Source organism: Nitrosomonas sp. Is79A3 (genome assembly GCF_000219585.1).
Taxonomy (GTDB): domain Bacteria; phylum Pseudomonadota; class Gammaproteobacteria; order Burkholderiales; family Nitrosomonadaceae; genus Nitrosomonas.
Genome location: NC_015731.1, coordinates 1,209,718 through 1,229,217 on the forward strand (window position 1 = coordinate 1,209,718; position 19,500 = coordinate 1,229,217).

At 44.1% G+C, this 19,500-nt stretch carries 17 protein-coding genes and 4 pseudogenes; 12 read left to right on the top strand and 9 right to left on the bottom strand.

Translation table 11 applies throughout. The annotated features are described in order from the left end of the window. Positions 1-4 precede the first annotated feature (4 nt). The 6 genes and pseudogenes from pstA to NIT79A3_RS05510 all read left to right on the top strand — a co-directional run bounded on the left by pstA (position 5) and on the right by NIT79A3_RS05510 (position 6,676). A complete protein-coding gene (gene pstA, locus NIT79A3_RS05485; RefSeq protein WP_013965250.1) occupies positions 5-850 on the top strand; it encodes a phosphate ABC transporter permease PstA in 846 nt (281 codons plus the stop codon). Between the two features lie 168 nt (positions 851-1,018). Further along, positions 1,019-1,798, top strand: coding sequence for a phosphate ABC transporter ATP-binding protein PstB (pstB, locus tag NIT79A3_RS05490; RefSeq protein WP_049785407.1), 780 nt, complete (start codon positions 1,019-1,021; stop codon positions 1,796-1,798). A 1,139-nt stretch (positions 1,799-2,937) separates the two neighbouring features. Further along, positions 2,938-4,047, top strand: coding sequence for a hypothetical protein (locus NIT79A3_RS05495; RefSeq protein WP_348225735.1), 1,110 nt, complete (start codon positions 2,938-2,940; stop codon positions 4,045-4,047). A 384-nt stretch (positions 4,048-4,431) separates the two neighbouring features. Continuing rightward, positions 4,432-4,722, top strand: coding sequence for a hypothetical protein (locus tag NIT79A3_RS05500; protein ID WP_013965254.1), 291 nt, complete (start codon positions 4,432-4,434; stop codon positions 4,720-4,722). Then, positions 4,713-5,060 carry an IS66 family insertion sequence element accessory protein TnpB gene (gene tnpB, locus NIT79A3_RS05505; RefSeq protein ID WP_013965255.1) on the top strand — a complete coding sequence of 116 codons (348 nt, stop codon included), beginning with the start codon at positions 4,713-4,715 and terminating at the stop codon, positions 5,058-5,060. The genes NIT79A3_RS05500 and tnpB overlap by 10 nt, the downstream gene beginning before the upstream one ends. Positions 5,061-5,108: 48 nt before the next feature. Then, positions 5,109-6,676 (top strand): annotated as a pseudogene (locus NIT79A3_RS05510) (IS66 family transposase). Between the two features lie 85 nt (positions 6,677-6,761). Here the strand turns inward: NIT79A3_RS05510 and NIT79A3_RS05515 are convergent. Next, positions 6,762-7,028, bottom strand: coding sequence for a hypothetical protein (locus NIT79A3_RS05515; protein ID WP_041360170.1), 267 nt, complete (start codon positions 7,026-7,028; stop codon positions 6,762-6,764). An 83-nt stretch (positions 7,029-7,111) separates the two neighbouring features. Between NIT79A3_RS05515 and NIT79A3_RS19350 the strand changes: the two are divergent. Continuing rightward, positions 7,112-7,288, top strand: a pseudogene (locus tag NIT79A3_RS19350) (IS5/IS1182 family transposase); the annotation flags it as partial. 340 nt (positions 7,289-7,628) lie between these two features. Here NIT79A3_RS19350 and NIT79A3_RS05525 read toward each other — a convergent pair. The 5 genes and pseudogenes from NIT79A3_RS05525 to NIT79A3_RS05540 all read right to left on the bottom strand — a co-directional run bounded on the left by NIT79A3_RS05525 (position 7,629) and on the right by NIT79A3_RS05540 (position 11,914). Then, a complete protein-coding gene (locus tag NIT79A3_RS05525) occupies positions 7,629-8,879 on the bottom strand; it encodes a hypothetical protein (protein ID WP_013965256.1) in 1,251 nt (416 codons plus the stop codon). Between the two features lie 22 nt (positions 8,880-8,901). Continuing rightward, a complete protein-coding gene (locus NIT79A3_RS05530) occupies positions 8,902-9,759 on the bottom strand; it encodes a hypothetical protein (RefSeq protein WP_013965257.1) in 858 nt (285 codons plus the stop codon). Further along, positions 9,749-10,393, bottom strand: coding sequence for an NF038129 family PEP-CTERM protein (locus NIT79A3_RS05535; RefSeq protein WP_013965258.1), 645 nt, complete (start codon positions 10,391-10,393; stop codon positions 9,749-9,751). Before NIT79A3_RS05535 ends, NIT79A3_RS05530 begins: the two co-directional genes overlap by 11 nt. Positions 10,394-10,771: 378 nt before the next feature. Further along, positions 10,772-10,933 (bottom strand): annotated as a pseudogene (locus NIT79A3_RS18595) (IS630 family transposase); the annotation flags it as partial. Between the two features lie 3 nt (positions 10,934-10,936). Next, on the bottom strand, positions 10,937-11,914 hold the full coding sequence (locus tag NIT79A3_RS05540) for an IS1595-like element ISNtsp3 family transposase (RefSeq protein WP_013965259.1): 978 nt from the start codon (positions 11,912-11,914) through the stop codon (positions 10,937-10,939). Positions 11,915-11,980: 66 nt separating this feature from the next. On the opposite strand from NIT79A3_RS05540, the pseudogene NIT79A3_RS18600 reads away from it, so the two are divergent. Then, positions 11,981-12,142 (top strand): annotated as a pseudogene (locus NIT79A3_RS18600) (IS630 family transposase); the annotation flags it as partial. 2 nt (positions 12,143-12,144) lie between these two features. Here the strand turns inward: NIT79A3_RS18600 and NIT79A3_RS18180 are convergent. Next, complete coding sequence (locus NIT79A3_RS18180; RefSeq protein WP_013965260.1) at positions 12,145-12,297, bottom strand: PIN domain-containing protein; 153 nt, start codon at positions 12,295-12,297, stop codon at positions 12,145-12,147. Between the two features lie 574 nt (positions 12,298-12,871). Between NIT79A3_RS18180 and NIT79A3_RS05545 the strand changes: the two genes are divergently transcribed. The 3 genes from NIT79A3_RS05545 to NIT79A3_RS05555 all read left to right on the top strand — a co-directional run bounded on the left by NIT79A3_RS05545 (position 12,872) and on the right by NIT79A3_RS05555 (position 16,022). Continuing rightward, complete coding sequence (locus tag NIT79A3_RS05545) at positions 12,872-14,392, top strand: CHAD domain-containing protein (protein ID WP_013965261.1); 1,521 nt, start codon at positions 12,872-12,874, stop codon at positions 14,390-14,392. Further along, positions 14,389-15,141: an AAA family ATPase gene (locus tag NIT79A3_RS05550; RefSeq protein WP_013965262.1), complete on the top strand. Its 753-nt coding sequence runs from the start codon at positions 14,389-14,391 to the stop codon at positions 15,139-15,141. The genes NIT79A3_RS05545 and NIT79A3_RS05550 overlap by 4 nt, the downstream gene beginning before the upstream one ends. Before the next feature lie 464 nt (positions 15,142-15,605). Continuing rightward, a complete protein-coding gene (locus NIT79A3_RS05555) occupies positions 15,606-16,022 on the top strand; it encodes an NUDIX domain-containing protein (RefSeq protein WP_013965263.1) in 417 nt (138 codons plus the stop codon). A gap of 250 nt (positions 16,023-16,272) precedes the next feature. Here NIT79A3_RS05555 and NIT79A3_RS05560 read toward each other — a convergent pair whose 3' ends face one another. Both NIT79A3_RS05560 and NIT79A3_RS18605 read right to left on the bottom strand, forming a co-directional pair. Further along, positions 16,273-17,136 (bottom strand): DNA adenine methylase, encoded by an 864-nt coding sequence (locus tag NIT79A3_RS05560; protein WP_013965264.1) that lies wholly within the window; start codon positions 17,134-17,136, stop codon positions 16,273-16,275. 165 nt (positions 17,137-17,301) lie between these two features. After that, positions 17,302-17,421 carry a VOC family protein gene (locus NIT79A3_RS18605; protein ID WP_156797164.1) on the bottom strand — a complete coding sequence of 40 codons (120 nt, stop codon included), beginning with the start codon at positions 17,419-17,421 and terminating at the stop codon, positions 17,302-17,304. Between the two features lie 113 nt (positions 17,422-17,534). Between NIT79A3_RS18605 and NIT79A3_RS05565 the strand changes: the two genes are divergently transcribed. Further along, positions 17,535-19,409, top strand: coding sequence for a pyruvate kinase (locus tag NIT79A3_RS05565; protein ID WP_013965265.1), 1,875 nt, complete (start codon positions 17,535-17,537; stop codon positions 19,407-19,409). Positions 19,410-19,500: the final 91 nt, after the last annotated feature.

Genomic DNA, 19,500 nt, shown 5'->3' on the forward strand with positions numbered 1-19,500 from the left:
CATCATGATCCCAATATATACCCGGCGGCGCATTGTCAATACCATTAATCTTACCTTCGCCACACTGGCCATGGTTTTCGGTTTGTTCTGGCTATTCTGGATATTGTTTACCTTATTTGAAAAAGGTTTCGGCGGAATCAGCATGGCCATATTTACCCAGATGACACCGGCGCCGGGTAGTGAAGGTGGTCTGCTCAATGCGATCGCCGGCAGTCTGGCGATGGTAATACTTGCTACCTTGATTGGTACGCCGATCGGCATCATGGCGGGCACCTATTTGGCTGAATATGGCCAGCGCGGCTGGCTTGCTCCCGTCACTCGTTTCATTAACGACATCCTGTTGTCAGCGCCGTCAATTGTGATTGGTCTTTTTGTTTATACCGTCTATGTTGCTAAGATGGGACATTTCTCCGGCTGGGCCGGGGCGTTGGCACTGTCGTTGATTGTCATTCCGGTTGTTGTGCGCACCACTGAGGATATGCTACGGCTTATTCCGGATAGTTTGCGCGAAGCGGCTGCCGCTTTGGGCGCACCGCAATGGAAAATAGTAACGCTGGTCACTTGGCGCGCATCCAAAGTCGGCATAATGACCGGTGTGCTGCTGGCCATTGCACGCATCAGCGGAGAAACCGCACCGTTACTTTTTACTGCACTTAACAACCAATTCTGGAATGCGGACATGAACCAACCCATGGCCAATTTGCCCGTTGTCATATTTCAGTTTGCTATGAGTCCATACGAAAACTGGCAGGAGCTGGCCTGGACTGGGGCGCTACTCATCACGCTGAGCGTTTTGGGATTGAATATCGCAGCACGATTCTTTTTACGTAAACAAGCTTTGGTAAATTAGATTGCTCTATTCTCGGATAGCCTCCTAGGCCACTGTAAATAATTTCGGGTTAACGTTTATAAGAGGATCATTAATATGAGAAACCAACAAATGCTGTTTTACAGCAAATTCATTGGATCGCATGATTACCAACAATCAACGATGCACGAACCTAAATTAAAAACTGAGATGAATATAAGCCATTCGAAATCGACTGCTGCCAAAGCCACCATCAATGACTTAAACTTTTACTACGACAGATGCCAGGCACTGAAATCTATTAACATGAACATCTGGGAGAGAAAAATTACCGCATTCATCGGCCCATCCGGATGCGGAAAATCCACGCTATTGCGCACTTTTAACCGTATGTATCAGCTCTATCCCAGCCAGGAAGCTCATGGTGAAATCATGATGGACGGCATGAATATTCTCGACAAGAGGCAGGATATCAATATGCTGCGGGCTAAAGTCGGTATGGTTTTTCAGAAACCTACCCCATTCCCGATGTCAATTTTCGATAATGTGGCGTTTGGCGTAAAACTGTATGAAAGCTTAACTCGCAACGAGCTGGAAGAGCGGGTGGAATGGGCGCTACAAAAAGCTGCTTTATGGGAGGAGGTTAAAGATAAGCTGAACCAAAGTGGCATCAGTCTTTCCGGCGGCCAGCAACAACGCCTGTGTATTGCACGCACGATCGCGGTGAAACCCGAGGTGGTGTTGCTGGATGAGCCGACCTCAGCGCTTGATCCGATTTCTACCGCGCGGATTGAAGACTTGATCTTTTCGCTCAAGGAGGATTACACCATCGTTATTGTTACCCACAATATGCAACAAGCAGCGCGTGTTTCCGACTATACGGCATACATGTACCTGGGAGAACTGATCGAATTTGGTGATACCGATACGATTTTTACCAAACCCAGGCAGAAAGCTACAGAAGATTATATTACTGGCAAATTTGGTTAGTACGGTTCTCTCTATCCTATTTATGCAATCCGACATAATTAGGGAGCTACTGAATTATTCGCCGCACCGGCGAAAGCCGGTGCCCAGTTCGTTGATTCTTCTGGATTCCGGTTTTTGTCGGAATGACACATTTCTAATAATTCAGCGGCTCCTTAGTGATCATGTAACTGCTGAATTTAATTACCCGGAAATTAATTGATATGATTAAGCAGCAATCAACTTCGTTCAGTTCTGAAAAGACTGATCAAGCTTCTGGAGGAATTGGAGGGACTGGTCAAGCGGGTATCCAATCAAGTTCATTAAGTTTTGCAGAACTTTACCCTCCCCACTACCTTCAGGAAGCATGGTGACAGGTCGCGGATTGAGAATATTGCCGATGAGTTAAGTATGATTTTTGTGTTGTAACTCTGAGGTATGTATGTTGCCGGTTTTGGATTCGTGATGCGGTACCAGACCCCAGCGATGCAGCGGTGCGTTAAAACTCAGACTCTAAGTTTGCTTTATTAGCATTTTGCCTTGCATCGGCCGCCTTGAATGCGCTTCTCAACTGCCTGTTCATGGAGATACTTGGTGTTCTTATTTTAAGAACTTTTCCTTTATTATCTGCGCAACTTTTAATCCTGCAACCAGTGCAATTACAGAATAAAAAATAATTTCTATCATTTCGGCCATTAACCAGATATCTCATGTCAATTTATATAGGCTTCATTTTATACTAAAGAACATTCATTGAAAAAAATTCTGCTGCGAGGAAAGCGTATGGACTGGTCGCGGGTTGTGAATATAGCTGATGAATTAAGTATGATTTTTGTTTTGTGATTCTCGGTGTGTGCGTTGCCGGTATGGGATTCGCGATTCGGTACCTGACCCAGGTGGTGATCAATACAGGGCGGCCTGCAAGAGGGTAAATTTGTAGCATATGCTGCGGCACTCAGCTTTCTGCGTGCCGCACGTGCAGCAGTTACTGTCAACAAGTGTACATCAAGTTGTAATGTGGCCTATTTATAATTGAATTACCAGTGATCTATCTTGCGCTGGTAGTGGGCTACCCCAGCATTCTCCTCACATGTGCATGGGTGGCTATCTTTCCTAGCAATTCAGGATTTATAAGGGAACAACTAACAATGAAAATGCCTCTTTTGACTTTGAAAAATTTTTTACCGGCCTCATTCTTGTGCGGCATCGGCTTAATTTATGCGGCCTCCATCTACGCTGTCGACAAAAACCATGAAGACGAACACTCTGACCGCCCCATTACCATCGCGGTGATCGGAGATTGGCCATATAATAAGAATTTACTAGATAATGCGCACTTACTAACAGATTCCGTCAATGCAGATGCCGCTGTCAGCCACTTAATTCACGTGGGTGATATCCATGCCGGCAGCATGCCTTGCACCAGCGCCGACATCTTCCCACCGATTCCAGAATCTAATCCAGGCTATAACCAGAAAGTCTATTTCCAATTCCAGCAATTCAATAAGCCAGTAATTTACACACCGGGCGACAACGAATGGGCTGATTGCCATAAATCCAAGCAACTGAAGAGCGGCGATCCACTTAAGGAACTGGCTAGCCTACGTAGCTTGTTCTTTGCCAAACCCGGCTTTACACTGGGTAAGGAAAAGCAAGTAAAAAGTCAGGCGCAATATTTTGATCCGGCTTATCCTACCGATGCCAAATTCGTAGAAAACGTGATGTGGAAACAAGGCAAAGTCGTATTCGTGACACTGAACATACCCGGATCAAACAACGACACCTTGCCCTGGACTGGCGGCTTCGATAATCCGACCGCCCAGAATCAAGAAGTCGCCGAACGTACAGGCGCTGATATCCGCTGGTTGGAATCTGCATTCGATATGGCGAAAGAAACGCATGCCCGGGCTGTGGTAATAAGCATTCAGGCTGATATGTGGGATCCCGAAGCAGTAACAGCAGGTGAACTTACCGACTACACGCCCATCGTACAGAAATTGGCTGACCTGGTGCAGGACTTCGGCGGGCCGGTATTGCTATTAAATGGTGACTCTCATGTTTATGGCAGTGACCAGCCCTTAGCTAACCCAAATAGCGCTACTGGTGTTATCCATCACACCCAGGCCGTGCCCAATTTGACTCGAATTACCGTACAGGGATCAACTACAGCGCCTTCCGAATGGTTGCGTCTGACCATTGATCCAAGGAAGCCTCAGCCTTTCAGCTGGACGAATGTGGCGTACTGCATTGATCCTTTGAATAGTTGCCAATAAACCTGAACAAGCGAGCTTTCGGTAGAAAGCTCGCACCATCGCAGGATCTAATAACTATCAAGGTACTTACTGGCGGTATAGAAACTTGCACATCCTCCCAAGTGAAAGGCCGAGCTGCCCAAAAATTACCAGATGGTTTTTGTCTTTTCCGGTACTTCCAACCAAAATGAAATTGTTTGCTTGAGTCATAAAAACCGGTGGTAGCCAGTTGTTTAATGAAGATCTTGGCCAAGTGGCTTTCAAATCTGCTCACAAGATCAATTCATCCTAAATTCACTTAAACTTCATCGAATAATCATATGTCTGAAATGTAAGCCTCCAACCCTTCCACATTAACACCCTGATACATCATCGCTATCCTCAAACCATTTACAAGGAGGAACGATGTCATCATCAGAAGCGCGACGAATTCATATCGAAGCATGGCAAACCAGCGATATGTCGCAGGCGGCTTATTGCCGGGAACATGGTTTGAATATCAAGACGTTTAGCAATTGGGTTCGCAAGCATCGTGCCGGTCAAGTTATTCGGCCGCCTGCGTTGGTTCCGGTCACGATCAAGCCAATGCCTATGCCGGCGAATACGATACGTCTTCACGGCCAGGGCGATCATGTGTTGGAGCTGCCGTCGACGGTTTCGCCGCATTGGTTGGGGGAGTTGTTGAAGTGTCTTTGATTGCGAATCCAGGGAAGATTTGGTTGATGGTTGAGCCGGTGGATATGCGTCGCGGCATTGACGGGTTGTCGGTGTTGGTGAAGCAGGCGTTGCAGCGATCGCCATGTGCGGGTTCAGCGTTTGTGTTTTGCAATCTCGCGGGCAATCGCATCAAGGTGCTGCTGTGGGACGGCACCGGCGTGTGGTTGTGCCAGCGCCGCTTGCATCAGGGGCGGTTCGTTTGGGAACGTTCGGATACGGGTGGGATGGAACTGACTTCGTCGCAATGGGAGTGGTTGATTGCCGGGGTGGATTGGCGTCGTTTGGGGTTACAATCTTGCGCGCGAAAATATAGCTAAAGCCAATACTGACGTCACTTTGCGCGGGTTTTGCAGTATAATAACACCATGAAAATGCACGCAAAACAGTCAATTGAATTGGATCATCTGAACCTCGCGCCAGTGGTTAAAACCGAGGTATCGAATCTGATCCAAGCGTTACAAAACGAGCTCAAACTGCTGGAAGCGAAGAACCAGGCACTGATGCTGGAACTGGCACACTTGCGCCGCATTCGTTACGATGTGAAGAGCGAAGCACTGTCGCAGCCACAGTTGAGTATGTTCGAAGAAGACTGGGAAACCGATGTGGCGGCGATCGAAGCGGAAATCGAGCAATTGCCGCTGCCTTCTCCACAGAAACCTAAGCGTGCACGCGCTGGGCGCCAACCGTTGCCGGATCATCTGCCGCGCATCGAACACCGCCATGAGCCGCAATCCTGCCAATGCAAACAGTGCGGCAGCGATCTGGTAAAAATCGGCGAAGATGTCTGCGAACAACTGGACGTCAAACCCGCCGAATTCTTCGTACACCGCCACATCCGCCCGCAATACGCCTGCCGGACTTGCGAAACCGTGGTCGCGGAACCCGTGCCACCCGCCGTCATCGACGGCGGTATGGCAACAACCGGACTGCTTGCTTGGATCACGACCTGCAAATACCTCGATCACCTGCCGCTGTATCGCATCGCACAAATCGCCGCCCGGGAAGGTGTCACTTTATCGCTTTCCACGTTGGCGGAATGGATCGGACGTGTAGGCGTGGCACTGCAGCCGCTGGTTGACCGGCTGATTTTGCACTTATTGCATGGCTCTGTGTTACACGTCGATGAAACCCCGGTGGCGCAACTTGATCCCGGCAGTGGAAAAACGCAGCGCGCCTACCTGTGGGCATATCGCAGCAACGATTTTGAGTCGGGGCCGCGCATCATCGTATTCGACTACCAAACCAGCCGTAGTGGCAAACATGTGCAAAACTTCCTCAACAGCTGGCAAGGCCACTTGCTGGTCGACGACTATGGTGGTTACAAGGCTTTATTCTCCAAAACAGCATCACCCTGCACTGAATTAGGGTGCTGGGCGCACGCACGCCGCAAATTCTTCGACCTGCACCAAGCCAACGCCAGCACCGTCGCGTATGAGGTGCTGGCGTTGGCGGATTTTACGCCGCCGAAGCCGAAGGCAAGCACTTATCGACCGAAGCCCGGCAGATACTATGCGCAGAAAAAAGCCTGCCGATCCTGCAATCGTTGCACGACTGGTTACTACAAACCTGCGCCCAAACTGCCGATGGCGGCGGCACCGCCAAAGCCATCGACTACACCTTGAAGCGCTGGCAAAGCCTAATCCGCTACGCCAGCAGCGGGCACCTGCCGATTGACAACAACCCCGTCGAAAACACTATTCGCCCCATCGCGCTCAGCAAGAAAAACTGGCTGTTCACCGGCTCCAAACGCGCCGAGAAACGTGCCGCCGCCATTCAAACCCTACTTGGCACCGCAAAACTCAACGGCCTCAACCCCGCACAATGGCTAGCCGACACCCTCGAAAAACTCCCTACCTGGCCTAATAGCCGAATCGATGAATTGCTGCCGTTCGCACCGGAGGATATTGAAGCATTAATGAAGGAATGTGAGTAGATGGTGGGGTTGGAGGGATACACAACATGTGCATAGCGCCGCTGTCCATCCAAGATCGATAATAGCCAGGTGCCAAGTACATCAACTACCTTGGGTGCATTGGGACTGGTGTAATCCATTGGACATCCATCCACCCAGCGGGTGAATAACCCGGAAACTTCCAAAAACTCGGCAAAGAACGGTAATTGCCCCAGTGCCCCAGTGCTGTGGTGCTTCCGCCTTCGTCCCAGCGAACGTGAAACCAGCCACCAGGGGTGGCTACGCTTTGTTCAGCCGCCGTTTGTTCCGTCTCCTGCAAAGTAGTATTGATCACCTCGACCAGTGTCTTCTTTTCAAATTTAATTTCACCCATTGGGTGAGCCTCCTATTCTGCCGCAATCCCTTACTAGAAATACATTTGTGGCAATTTTACTGGAATCAACTGAGGAAAATAGGATTATCGGCCACCTGAAATCGGATTATCGAATGGCGAGGAACTATCTGAAAGGCGCTATTGGCGATCGCATCAACCTGCTGATGGCTGCTGCCGCCTGGAATCTGAAACAATGGCTGCTGGCCATTTTTTGGCTCTTTTTCCCATGGCGAAAACTGCAAATTTATCGGATTCCTTGATGGAAATTTAAACTACCAGGGCATGCATTTTAGTAGGCACCAGTTTTCTCGGGTAGCTTTTCCAGAACAACTGTTGTTTGATACTTTTTCAGGGACGACTAAGTAAGCCCGGCGGTCTTTGACAATTTTTAATAAACCGATAAACACAACATTTTGTGATCAGGGGTATTTCGATTGGTTGGTCTTAGTAGCATGGTCATTACATCTCTCTGATATAAAATTTTGCTATTGCACCTCTGGGGTTTTTAGCTTACCCCAGCCCACATGCTACTCAAAATGCAGAAATTCCTTATTCAAAATTCGGCCGCAAGCGACCGAATTTTTTATACTGACGAACATGTTATTGCAAGTTATAAGTATAACTTCCATCCAGATCTTTTTTAAGGGTTACATTAAATAAGATTGATGGTGAGCCATTACCACCAGAACCCCGCGATTGTGGCAAAATAATACTACGACTAGGGAGGATTTCTCCCAATACATTTAGTTGAATCGTTGCAGTTTTTGCACCAGAGCCACTATAATAATTTACGCCAAATGAATATGTTCCTGGTATGACATTACTACAAGACGTATAGTAATGTTCAGGGCCGGTTCCAGTTGTATCATCACGATCCAAAGATCCTGCTAAACCTTGCCTAGAAGCGTAATAGACATGGGTGCTACTTGGTTCATATATGTGCAAATCAATGTCACCAGGAATATCCCACGTAAGTGTTGCCGTGATTGGTCCATTGGTATTATTAACATTAGTGTGAAGACTACTTAATGTAGTATTCATAACCGATGTTGTGTGTGACCTAATAGCTGAGTAAGTAGAATTTGTGTATATTTCTTCAAAACCATGCCCCAATAAATCGTTTGTATTTATGGGTACAGAAGAATCGTTATATGGTAACGTGGCTGTTTCAATAGCTCGAAGAGCATTAATGACCATGTCATTTTTTGAAGTTACATATGGTGTTCCTCCAGCCACTTCGTTTGCAGGATCTGCCACTCCAGCAATGCCAAATGCATCAATCTCGATGTGTGGATTGCTCGCCAGTCTATAATATGCAGCATTGGCATACAAATTTCCCTGCGAATGGGCAACAACCATCACTTTCCTTCCTTGTGTTAATTGCATTGTGTAGGCTTCAACATGGCCGATTAAAGTTGAGTCCGAGTATTGAGTGAACTGGGCGAGATTCTGTTTTAATTGAGTTGTATAGTCAATCTGACTGCCTAGGAAGTAATCTGATAAGAAGTTTACTATTGCATGAGAAACTGTTTCACCGGATATAAAATCAAGAAGCATACTCCATACTAGAGTTGGGTCCTCAGCCATTTTCTGTTCAAAAGTAGTCAGCAGATCAAGTAATAACCCATTACTATCATTCTGAGCTTTATAATACTGAATTTGCTCACTATTATAATTTTTACCGAGTATCAGCCGGACTTGATCTAACGAGCGGTCCATTTTATTTATGTCATTGTTTACACCATTTCCAAAAAAAACACTATATCCAGAAGAACAGACATTGTTTAATGTGGCATATGCGCTATTAGACAATGAAAGCGTTAGTAAAAATACAAAAAATATGGTTTTCATTTTTATCCTCATGGAATACCTTTTAATTTGGCAAAGAACTAGAATCGAAAGTGCATGGCTGCCCTACCGGATCCGAAAAAACCTGGCCAGCTGCCATATCGCCTAACTGTAGCCATGCTTTTATTCTGTCCTTATTATCAAGCATAATGTTTCTAAGATAATTCGATCCTTGTTTATACGCTTCGTAATTACCCGTAAAGGCCCCCATTATATTTTTCATGCACTCTTCAGCTTTGAAATAGTTAGATACTGAATCGAATGCTTCTTGTACAGTACCTTGATTTAATAGAGCCGTACGATATGCAGCTAGTACTTGAAAAGCTGCTGCTTGTTGTCTGGCAGAACTATTAAAATGAAAAGTAACGTTTGCTTCAATGGCATCACGTACACCATTATTGTTGTTATCAGAGCCACCTAATCCGTCATCACTAATTATAGGAAATGCAAGGATTCTAAATGTCGATGAAATTTTGAATCTCGATGGATTAGAATATTTTAATTTAATGGTCAGCGACTCTTCAAAGGAGAGTGATTGGCCTGATGAACCAGCAATAAGGTAAGGATTCCCTTCTAAAGTTATACCGCTTGGAGAGTTAACAGACACCCCTGCCGGAGTGTCCAGTATTACTAAAGCAACAGGTAATTGTATTTGTTGGTTGGATTTGTTTGTGATACTAATTATTGAGTCATAAGTATTAGTTGATCGATTAAATACCAGACCCGATCTATCTACTTTAAACAAACTAGTTAAGTCAGTTGCGCTTTCAGATAAAGATATCTGATTCCCATTAACAGCCAATGCAGACCCACCACTAAGTAAAAATAAAAGTGATAAACACGCTGATATATAAAAATGGATTATTTGTATTTTAATACGCATTGCTAAGTCTCCCTTTTTTGCTTCGAGCGGAATACATTATGATAGGTATTCCAACAAGCAAGAATAAAATAATACCGGGCTCTGGAACAGAGGAAACAATTGGTGAATAAATATTAGCAGTTGGGCTACTTCCAGAATCCCAGCGAAAAAGAGAATCAGCTCCAGTTGGATCAAATGTATTTATCAACACTTGACCAGTTTCATCAAGTAGAAAAATAGAAAATGCATCAGGAAAAGAAGATCCGCCTGGAGATAAGTTAGTTGCTGTCACGATATCAAAGCTTATCTTATTACCAAACGTGAGAGATACAAGAAGCTCATTAAAGAAATCAGAATCAGCAAATAAAATAGTTGAAGAAACATCACCAGAAACACCGCCAATTAGAGAGGTAGATATTATTGACGAACCTATCCCGAAGTCAAAATTGGAGATTATGAATGAATTATCAGGAGATCCACCATCTATAAAATCAAAGGCAACTTGCCCAGTTTGTCCAGTTAGCGAAGTGGTCGATATATTAAAACTGATTGCTAAAGCTTCTTTTCCTACAAGTAATTGAAACACCAAAGTAAAGCAGCATAAAATGAAATACACAGATTTCCTTTTATTATTTTGTATCTGTTTCTTTATCACAATTTTCTCCATTTATAGATTCGGCCATTAAGCAGTACGATTTATCATATCAGCGAAAGCCAAAATACAAACTTTTTTTCGATCTGGAACCAGCTTGATTATAACGATGTTAATTTTGGCTCTGTAACAGTTAATTGTTGAATTTTCCAATTCACTGACGACAAATGATTTTTTGATAACCATGAAAACATATAACCAATTGATTAAAAATAAATCATGTTATTTTGCAAATCATTTTCAACAGCCAATTGTGACATTGCCTTAATTTTTTTGATAGATGTCATTTGTCCTGAAGTGCCCAGAAGTTGTCCCGAAGATTTTCTGGAAGAATCAGATTTGTATAGAGTTGGCTATTATAGATCCGACCAATAAATAGTTTTAAGCGGCATATTTTACATACGGATCCTGGAAGTACGAAGCAACGCTCTCTGGATTATTCTGCAGCATCAACATATGATCATCGGCAGCGGCATGTAATTTCTCCTTGGTACGCACCGGAACTTTCGAACCGATAGCCTGCTTCAAATCTGAGTTTAATCTTGGCTATGTCACCGTTAATTGTTGAATGTCATTCATACCCAACGCGGCAAGCAAAACTGAGCGGGGAGACAAGGAACCATGAGCACGATCAATCAGTCGTCGCCACCCGAGATAATTGGCAAGGTAATGTGTGGCGATGCCGTGAAATCGGCGCATCCATTCTTTGAGTCGACCGTCGTAGGCATTCACGTTTTGCACGTGGTAGATCTTGCCGACAACCCGGATACCTGCAGCCAGATTGATTGGGCGGTGGGCGATGCCGATTTTCCGCACTGCGGTACCCAATGCCTTGCCGCTATCAGTACAGAGAACTGCATCGTTTGCCAGCAATGGTTTGAGTGCCGCGCCAATGTGCTCTTTGTCAGCCTTCTCCAAAACGAAATCAGATGTGTTCCCAGTACGGTCACGGCAAATCAACACAGGAATCTGTTCAGAGGACAAACCACGCTTCGATGCTTTGCCGCCACGCTTATGTGGCGGGCGCGTCATACCGTGTTTCTTACCTTTGAATGATTCAAGAAAGAAGGTTTCGTCAGCTTCAGCAATGCCAACCAAACTTGTGGCTTTCTGCTCATTAGGCAGCTTAAGAAAACGATGGCGCCAACGAAATGCCGTGTTGCGATGCATATCGCAGACTTTTGCGCTGGTGCGCACGCTCTGACCTGATGCTATTTGTTGCGCGTATTCCAGCCACTTGTCCTTATGGCGCAGGCGTGCCAGTGGTGTTCCGCTTAGTGTATTGAAGGTGACGCGGCAGGCACAGCAGCGATAGCGTTGTAACCCAGAAGCCGATCCCCAGCGTGCAATTTGGTTATGACCGCACTTGGGGCACAATGGCGTGACCAGTATACGATTTTCAATCAACGTACTGACGGCCTGAATATGCCCAATCTTGTGCAAACAATCTGCTAATAACCTTCTCTGGTGCGGCGTCAATCTTGCAAGTTCTGCCGCTAATATTTGGAATTCTTCAGTTTTCATCAAAGATCCTATCTCATTGATTCATATGAAAACAGTATAGACCACTATTTAACGGTGACATAGCCAAGATTAAACTCAGATTTGAAGCAGGCTATCGGTTCGAAAGTTCCGGTGCGTACCAAGGAGAAATTACATGCCGCTGTCGATGATCATATGTTGATGCTGCAGAATAATCCAGAGCGCGTTGCTTCGTACTTCCAGGATCCGTATGTAAAATATGCCGCTTAAAACTATTTAATGGCCGGATCAATAAAATGATCAAGTTCTTCAAGTGCGGTGATTGGAATGGTTACATTATTTTCTTCAAAGCTATAGATTGCGTTGTGGTTGTATAAAATAACTGAAGTATCAGGAACATATATCTTCTTTTGCTTTCGCGGCATGGATAGCTAATTTGTTTAATAAAATGACAATACTAGTCATTAATTATTACAGTATCGTGTAAGTCATGTATTGAATAATTCATGCTTATCTGGTTGTCTCCCATACATACTATCGATAGTATGTTGAATATCTGCATCACCCACTGGAATAATCGTGACTATTAACGTGCTTAGGCAGGATGATTTGCCATTCCCGTGCTCGCTGCCGGAATCCGAACGTCATTTTCTGAATGAGGCGGCTTGTGAGCACCAGTCGTACTGCTGACACCGTCATGGGTGCACATCGCCCCGTCTGTGAACCTTAAGGCTTTTAATTGGGAACATATTACGCCCTATCGCAAACTGGAGAACATGGGAGACAGAACTATCATTCCGGCTACTCAATGCTTGTTTGATTCGTACTCAAATTAAACTAAAAACGGTAGAGGGGCATATTCTGTTATGTGTCCGTAAGATTCTGTCGCTGCAGAGAAGCCCTTACTTTTTTAGACTCTCCTAAATTAGACAAAGAAACACCTTGTTACGATTAGAAAGCAATATACTTGATATTTAAACAGCAGCGCCAAATTAAAAAATGAATTCATTGCCAGAAAATACCTGGGAATTAAATGAAGTGGCTAAGAACACCGACATTCTCGCTGAAATATCATCTGAGTTTGATATTGAAGCTTGTCCGGGCACAACCTCTAAACTACAATTTTACGATGATTTTGATTCTCATCTATGGAAGGCGAATTATCTACTTTGCCAAGTAGATAAACAGCAGTTTCGGCTCATTGATCCTTTTGACAGTATTGACGAAGCTAGCGCATCAAGCGATGCCAGATTCTGGTGGGAATTTTCAGAGAGTCAGGCTAAAGACAAATTGCAAAGTTTAGTTGGTTTGCGCGCGGTATTACCTATCGCATCCATAGACTTGCTTGAGACGGATTTTTCATTACGCAATGGCGATCAAAAAATAGTGGTGAAAGGTCGTTTAACACAAACGATGGTTGGCAACAAAATTTCCCTTTATCTCACGCTACAAGCGTTGCGTGGCTATACAAAATACTATACTCGGGCTGAACAGCTACTCAAGCCCTTCATTAAGGCAGAAATTAGTCATTTTGGATTGAGATTCCTGTTAATGAATCAAGATATCCAGGCTCTCGAACCCAAACAAAGCACTCTACTATTCCTGACGGAGGATATGCGGACAGAGCAAGCGGTACGAGCAATAGCCATTGCTATGCTTGATCAGACAAAACTTTATGTTGGTGGCGTAATTGCAGATACTGATACCGAGTTTTTGCATCAATTTCGAGTTAACGTTCGAAAACTAAGATCATTAATCAGTTTGTTAAAAAAAGCATTGCCGGCCTCAATGCTGGATACGCTAAAACCCAGACTAACTTCAATTGCAAGCAAAACGAATAAGCTGCGGGATCTAGACGTATTTATACTGACGCAAGACAGTTATCGTGCGATGCTGCCAGCAAATTTTGAAAGCGGCTTAAACGAGCTGTACCGCTTAATTGAAAAACAGCGCAAGCAAGAAAAAAATAAAGTGGCTAGATATCTGTCCTCTACAGAGTATAGGAGCGATGCCGCTGCCTGTGCGGAAGAATTATCTCAGGGCTCTACTTTTCAAACACCCATGGCATCAAAACCGGTATTGCAAGTTGTAAAAAAATTATTGTTAAAGCGCTATCATAAAATGCTCGCAATGAACGCGGTTATTAATAATCAGTCAGCAGATGAAAAAATTCATGAATTACGTATTGAATTTAAAAAGCTTCGCTACTTGATCGAATTTTTTGTTGATTTATTACCAAAGAAACGTACAGGTAGAATAGTCAGTGAAATTAAAAAGATACAAACAGTATTGGGAGACTACAATGACTATTGTATTCAGATCGAGTTTTTAAACAGTTATATTGATGATACCCGGATTGAGCTGTCAAAAGCCTTGAGTGGTTTGATAGCAATTTTGTATCAAAAGAAAACAGAAGAACGTCCGAAAGTTGAAGGCGCATTAGCAGATTTTTTCACAGAAAATATGACCATTGAATTCGATTTGGTATTTGGTGCAGTTGAGCCAGGAGATTCAGAATGAAAGTGATTGCTTGCTATAGTATGAAAGGAGGCGTCGGAAAAACGGCTACCGCAGTCAATCTTGCCTACTGGGCTGCCAAATCCGGGTTAAAAACATTACTAATTGACTTGGATCCTCAAGGTGCCTCGTCCTTCTATTTCAGAATCAAGCCATCCTCAAAGAAGTGGGCAAAGCGCTTTTTTAATGCGTATGAAAACTTGGTAAAACACATTAAAGCAAGTGACTTTGAAAATCTGGATATTATTCCGGCACACTTGAGTTTTCGTAATTTTGATACACTGTTGGCAGGCTTCAAAAAACGCAAAAATCGTTTGAAGCGCATATTAAAAGGCTTCAATAAAGAATATGACATGGTGATATTAGACTGTCCGCCATCCATTAGCTATCTGTCGGAATCTATATTTATCGCATCTAATTTGGTTTTGGTGCCTGTTATTCCTACCCCGCTTTCAGAACGGACTTTTGAGCAGCTGATTGCATTTTTTGAGGAAAATGATTATCCGCAGAATAAGATCGTACCTTTTTTCTCAATGGTTCAGGTACAAAAATCACTGCACAAAGCAACAATGGATGCCATGTCTGCACGATACAAGATGTTTCTGACTACAACCATTCCTTATTCATCAGATATCGAGAAAATGGGCGTACACAAAGCACCTGTCGATGTTTTTGCTAAGTCCCAACAAGCTAATTACGCTTATATAAAACTTTGGAAGGAAGTTTCAGAAACCGCGAGAAAGTGTGGATAAGTTATAGCAATTGAGATGGAAAAAATTTTTATTCAGCGAGTTGATGCTATCCGCAATGGCAAATGCAGTCAAAGTAGATATGCAATAAAGATATCTTATCCTTGAATCGAATCGAGAATTGCGGGTTTGCCATAAGGGTGAAAAATTCTATTTAATTGAGAAAAAATTCGGACTTGCGCCGGAAAAAATCCGAGATTTTTAGTAACGAGCACGTATTGAATTTCCATGATCCATGACCAAGGATATGCAGCTAGAAAAATCGCGTTATAGTTTTATTCCGAATGGTCATTGAATTGAGTAGGGTATTTATAATGAAACACACAGACCTTTGATATTTTTAGAAGTAGAGTTCTAATCTAAAGTGGAAGCTGTTGCCTTTACACCGTCGGAGTTTGCAGCTTTAGGTATGATTGAATACAAACGCTATCAGAATGCCCATCCGGTCAAGGAAGATAAACGGGATTATGGCTAGCAAGCAACATCATAAGAAAAAGCGAATCGCAGTGGTCCCTATCGTCATGAGCAAAACTAGGCTCAAGGTATATCTGATAACCAGTCGTGCGGAACGAAAGTGGATTATACCCACAGGGAAATTGGAGAAGAAGCTCAATAACAGACAAGTAGCGGCACTGGAAGCATTTGAAGAGGCCGGTATTCTCGGTAAGCTTGATAAACATTTCAGAGAACAAGTTTTGCTGCAAAGTCCCAGTGGCAAACATAAGCGCAAAACAACGGTTTTTTTGCTCTACGTCAAGCGTATATTAAAGTGCTGGCCAGAAATTCATGACCGCAAGCGTAAACTGGTAAGTTTGAAAAAATATTTAAAGTCAGTTTCCAATAGAAAGCTAAAACGAAAGTTAGCAAAAAATATATGTGCTTAGAATTTAATAATGCTTCCCGTTTTGCATTTTATTTCAATTTCTTGGATTTCTAGACATAAGCGAGCGGGATCTTCCGCTAAGAAAACTTAAGTCATTGTTATTTATTCCTGCTGATCATCTTCAGTTTGATCTATTTTAAATGGATAGATGCTTTAAAATTTTCTTTTTCATACAAATTAGATGAATTTTCGGCCTTTACACGCCCTACTGAGAATTCTATAGCGGCATATCATAGCTTGTCTCTATGATTCTAGGCAGTCTTTAGATTTGATGAATTCTTCAAGTTAGGAATGATTAGTTTTTTGCTGAAAAACATAACCTTAGGATCTTTGCCGTGATGTCGTGAGTAGTGATTGATATCACAGAATTTGGTCGGATAACCTCTGTACATCTGAATAATTTCCGGATTGCTGTCGCATGAAACTATCCAGTGCTGAGTGATATGCTCCTTGACCAGTTCTGCAATACTTACGTGAGCATTATGCAAATTGTGGTTTTCATAAAGCCGGCGTCCTTTGACAAAGGAGGGGAGGTCAATATAAATAAGTGTTTTTTCGGGAAGTGTCGGCAATACGGTTTTAATAAAATCTGCCGCATTTTGGTTATATAGATGAATCCGTGAACGGTACAGCGCAATCCACTCGATCCTGCGAATTAAGTCAACCTTGTCAAAGCGTGCATCAAGTTTCCAATGACAATCTTGGTTCACTCCATCGTCAGATCCTCCCCAGAGGATTCCTAAGCGATTAACTCGATTTAGAAAAAAAATTGAAAATCCCACTTCTAGTGGACTGTGACTCGCAGGGAAATCTAGAATGGCTTTCTGCCGTTGCCATTCTTTCATTGTTATTTCCACATCGTGAATAGCTCTGCAAAGTGCTTCCGGTTGATTGATAACACTGTGCCAGAAAGCGAATATGGCAGGATTCGCATCGTTCAAATGGACGCAAGATACATAACCGTGGGTTAGTAAATTTAATGCTATCCCCGCACCGCCCGCGTATGGTTCAGCATAATTTCCATCTAATAGATTATTTTGTTCAAAAATTAACTTAATGAACTCGGATAATTTGTCTCTTCCACCTGGATAACGCAAAGGGGTATTGAGTTTCATCGGAAACTCCATTGTGAATTTGATGCGATGCTAGCAACCAGGCTCTCACGCAGAAATAAAACCATTTTAAGTATACATTTTATATAAGGGGGATGCTCGGTTCAATACCGGCTATCAAGGTTAGTTAAAATTTAAAAGAAATTTACTTGATCTCCCTATTTGACATCACATTCCAATCGCTCCAAATTCTGTGCCTAAGATCTCTTGTGCTGCAAGACCAAGACAATCGCGATAAAAGCGTAGTGATTTTTCCAAGTCATTGGCGCCAACCGTAATCAGTGTAATTTGAGCTAACTTTCAAATAAGTGTGTGCAACTAGTGGTTCGTCATATTTATGTAATCAAATTTTTCTATAATTTATAAAATTACTTTTTGAATCCCTGAAAATTATTGGGATTATGAACAAACAGAAACCGAGTTTACGCAAATCTGAAGAATTGCATCCCTATGTCAGCTTGCTGAATGAACTGGAAGGGTTGCGGAGTGAGCTGTTGGAACTTGAGTATTCATCCTCGACAACACTGCAGCATGTAAATCCTTCCCATCTATCCAGTACCATTAATCTGATTCACTATCTTGGCTTGAGGCGACGGGATATACGGTCGCTGCAAGAAAGATTGGCGGCAGTAGGTCTCTCGTCGTTAGGTCGCATGGAATCGCATGTCTTCGCCAATCTCAATGCGATCATTGATCTTTTGAGTTGCGCATTAAGCAAGAAATCGGCTGACAAAATATCGCCTACCGCCTCTGGGGGAGGCGCGGCACAGCTTGAAAGCAATACCAATCAGTTATTTGGCAAGTCTCCCTCGCATCGCCGAGTCCGGATCATGGTCACGATGCCAGGCGAAGTGGCAGACGATTATTTGCTGATCAAAGACATGCTCATCCATGGTATGGATTGCGCCCGAATCAATTGTGCGCATGATACACCTGAAATATGGAACCGCATGATTGAGCATATCAATTTGGCACGCCGTGAAACCGGCAGGCCTTGCCGTATCCTCATGGACTTGGGAGGCCCCAAGTTGCGCACCGGCGAAATTGCCCCCGGTCCGTCCGTTCTCAAATGGAAACCACAACGAAATCTATATGGCAACGTAATTGCACCCGCGCGAATATGGTTGCATTCCGAAAGCGATACTTCTCCCAGCCCGGCTCCTGCAGATGCTTGTCTGCCTGTACAGGGCGATTGGCTGGCAAAAGCGACATCGCGCGATATTATTGAATTTATTGACGCACGGGGTTCCTCCCGTATCGTGCAATTGGTTAGTCAAATTGGGACAGGCTTTTGGGGTGAATCCAATCAAACCACCTATATCACGCCTGGTATAGAGCTCAATCGCCTACGGGTACCCATGTCCGGACACCCGCGCCGGACTGGTTGTGCCGGCATTGTCGGTGCGCTATCCCCCATACCCGAATTGATCCGCTTGCACATTGGAGATAGTCTGAATATTACGTCTGAACCTTTGCCGGGTAAGCCAGCGCAATTCGATGCGCGCGGACGGTTGCTGCATGCGGCCAGTATTGCCTGTTCCTTGCCGGAAGTATTTCTAAACGTCCAGCCAGGCGAACGTATCCTGATTGATAATGGCAGAATCGGTGGCGTAATTCGCAGTGTCTGTAGAAATAGATTAGTTGTTGAAATCACGCAAGCCCGCGAGGGTGGAGAGAAATTGCTTGCAAATAAAGGCATCAACTTACCGGATAGCCGGCTTGAGTTGAATGGCCTGACGGCACAGGACATCGAGCATCTGGAATTTGTCGTGAAACATGCTGATATGGTCGGACTTTCATTTGCCAGAAGGCCTGCTGACATTCTTTTATTACAAAAGCATTTGAAGCGTTTGAAAGCTGAAAAATTGGGTATCGTGCTGAAAATAGAAACGCGTGCCGCATTTGAGAATCTACCGGAACTGTTGTTGACTTTGCTGCGATCATCAAATGTCGGTGTAATGATTGCGCGTGGTGATCTGGCGGTGGAATGTGGTTATGAGAGATTAGCGGAATTGCAGGAAGAAATTCTTTGGCTGGCCGAGGCGGCGCGTTTGCCAGTGATATGGGCTACGCAGGTATTGGAGGGATTATCCAAGAGCGGCAAACCCAGCCGCGCTGAAATTACCGATGCGGCGATGGGTGTGCGTGCCGAATGCGTTATGCTGAACAAAGGATCACATATTATCGAAGCAATCCAGTCATTGGATGACATCCTGCATCGCATGCAATCCCATCAGAATAAGAAGATATCGTTGTTGCGTCGCCTTCATTGGTGAGCCATCGCTGGGAGCAAGTAAGTTTTTCTTCTTATTCATAAGAAGCTTCTATGAATTCAGAACCCACCCAAAAATTTGATAGATCAACCTC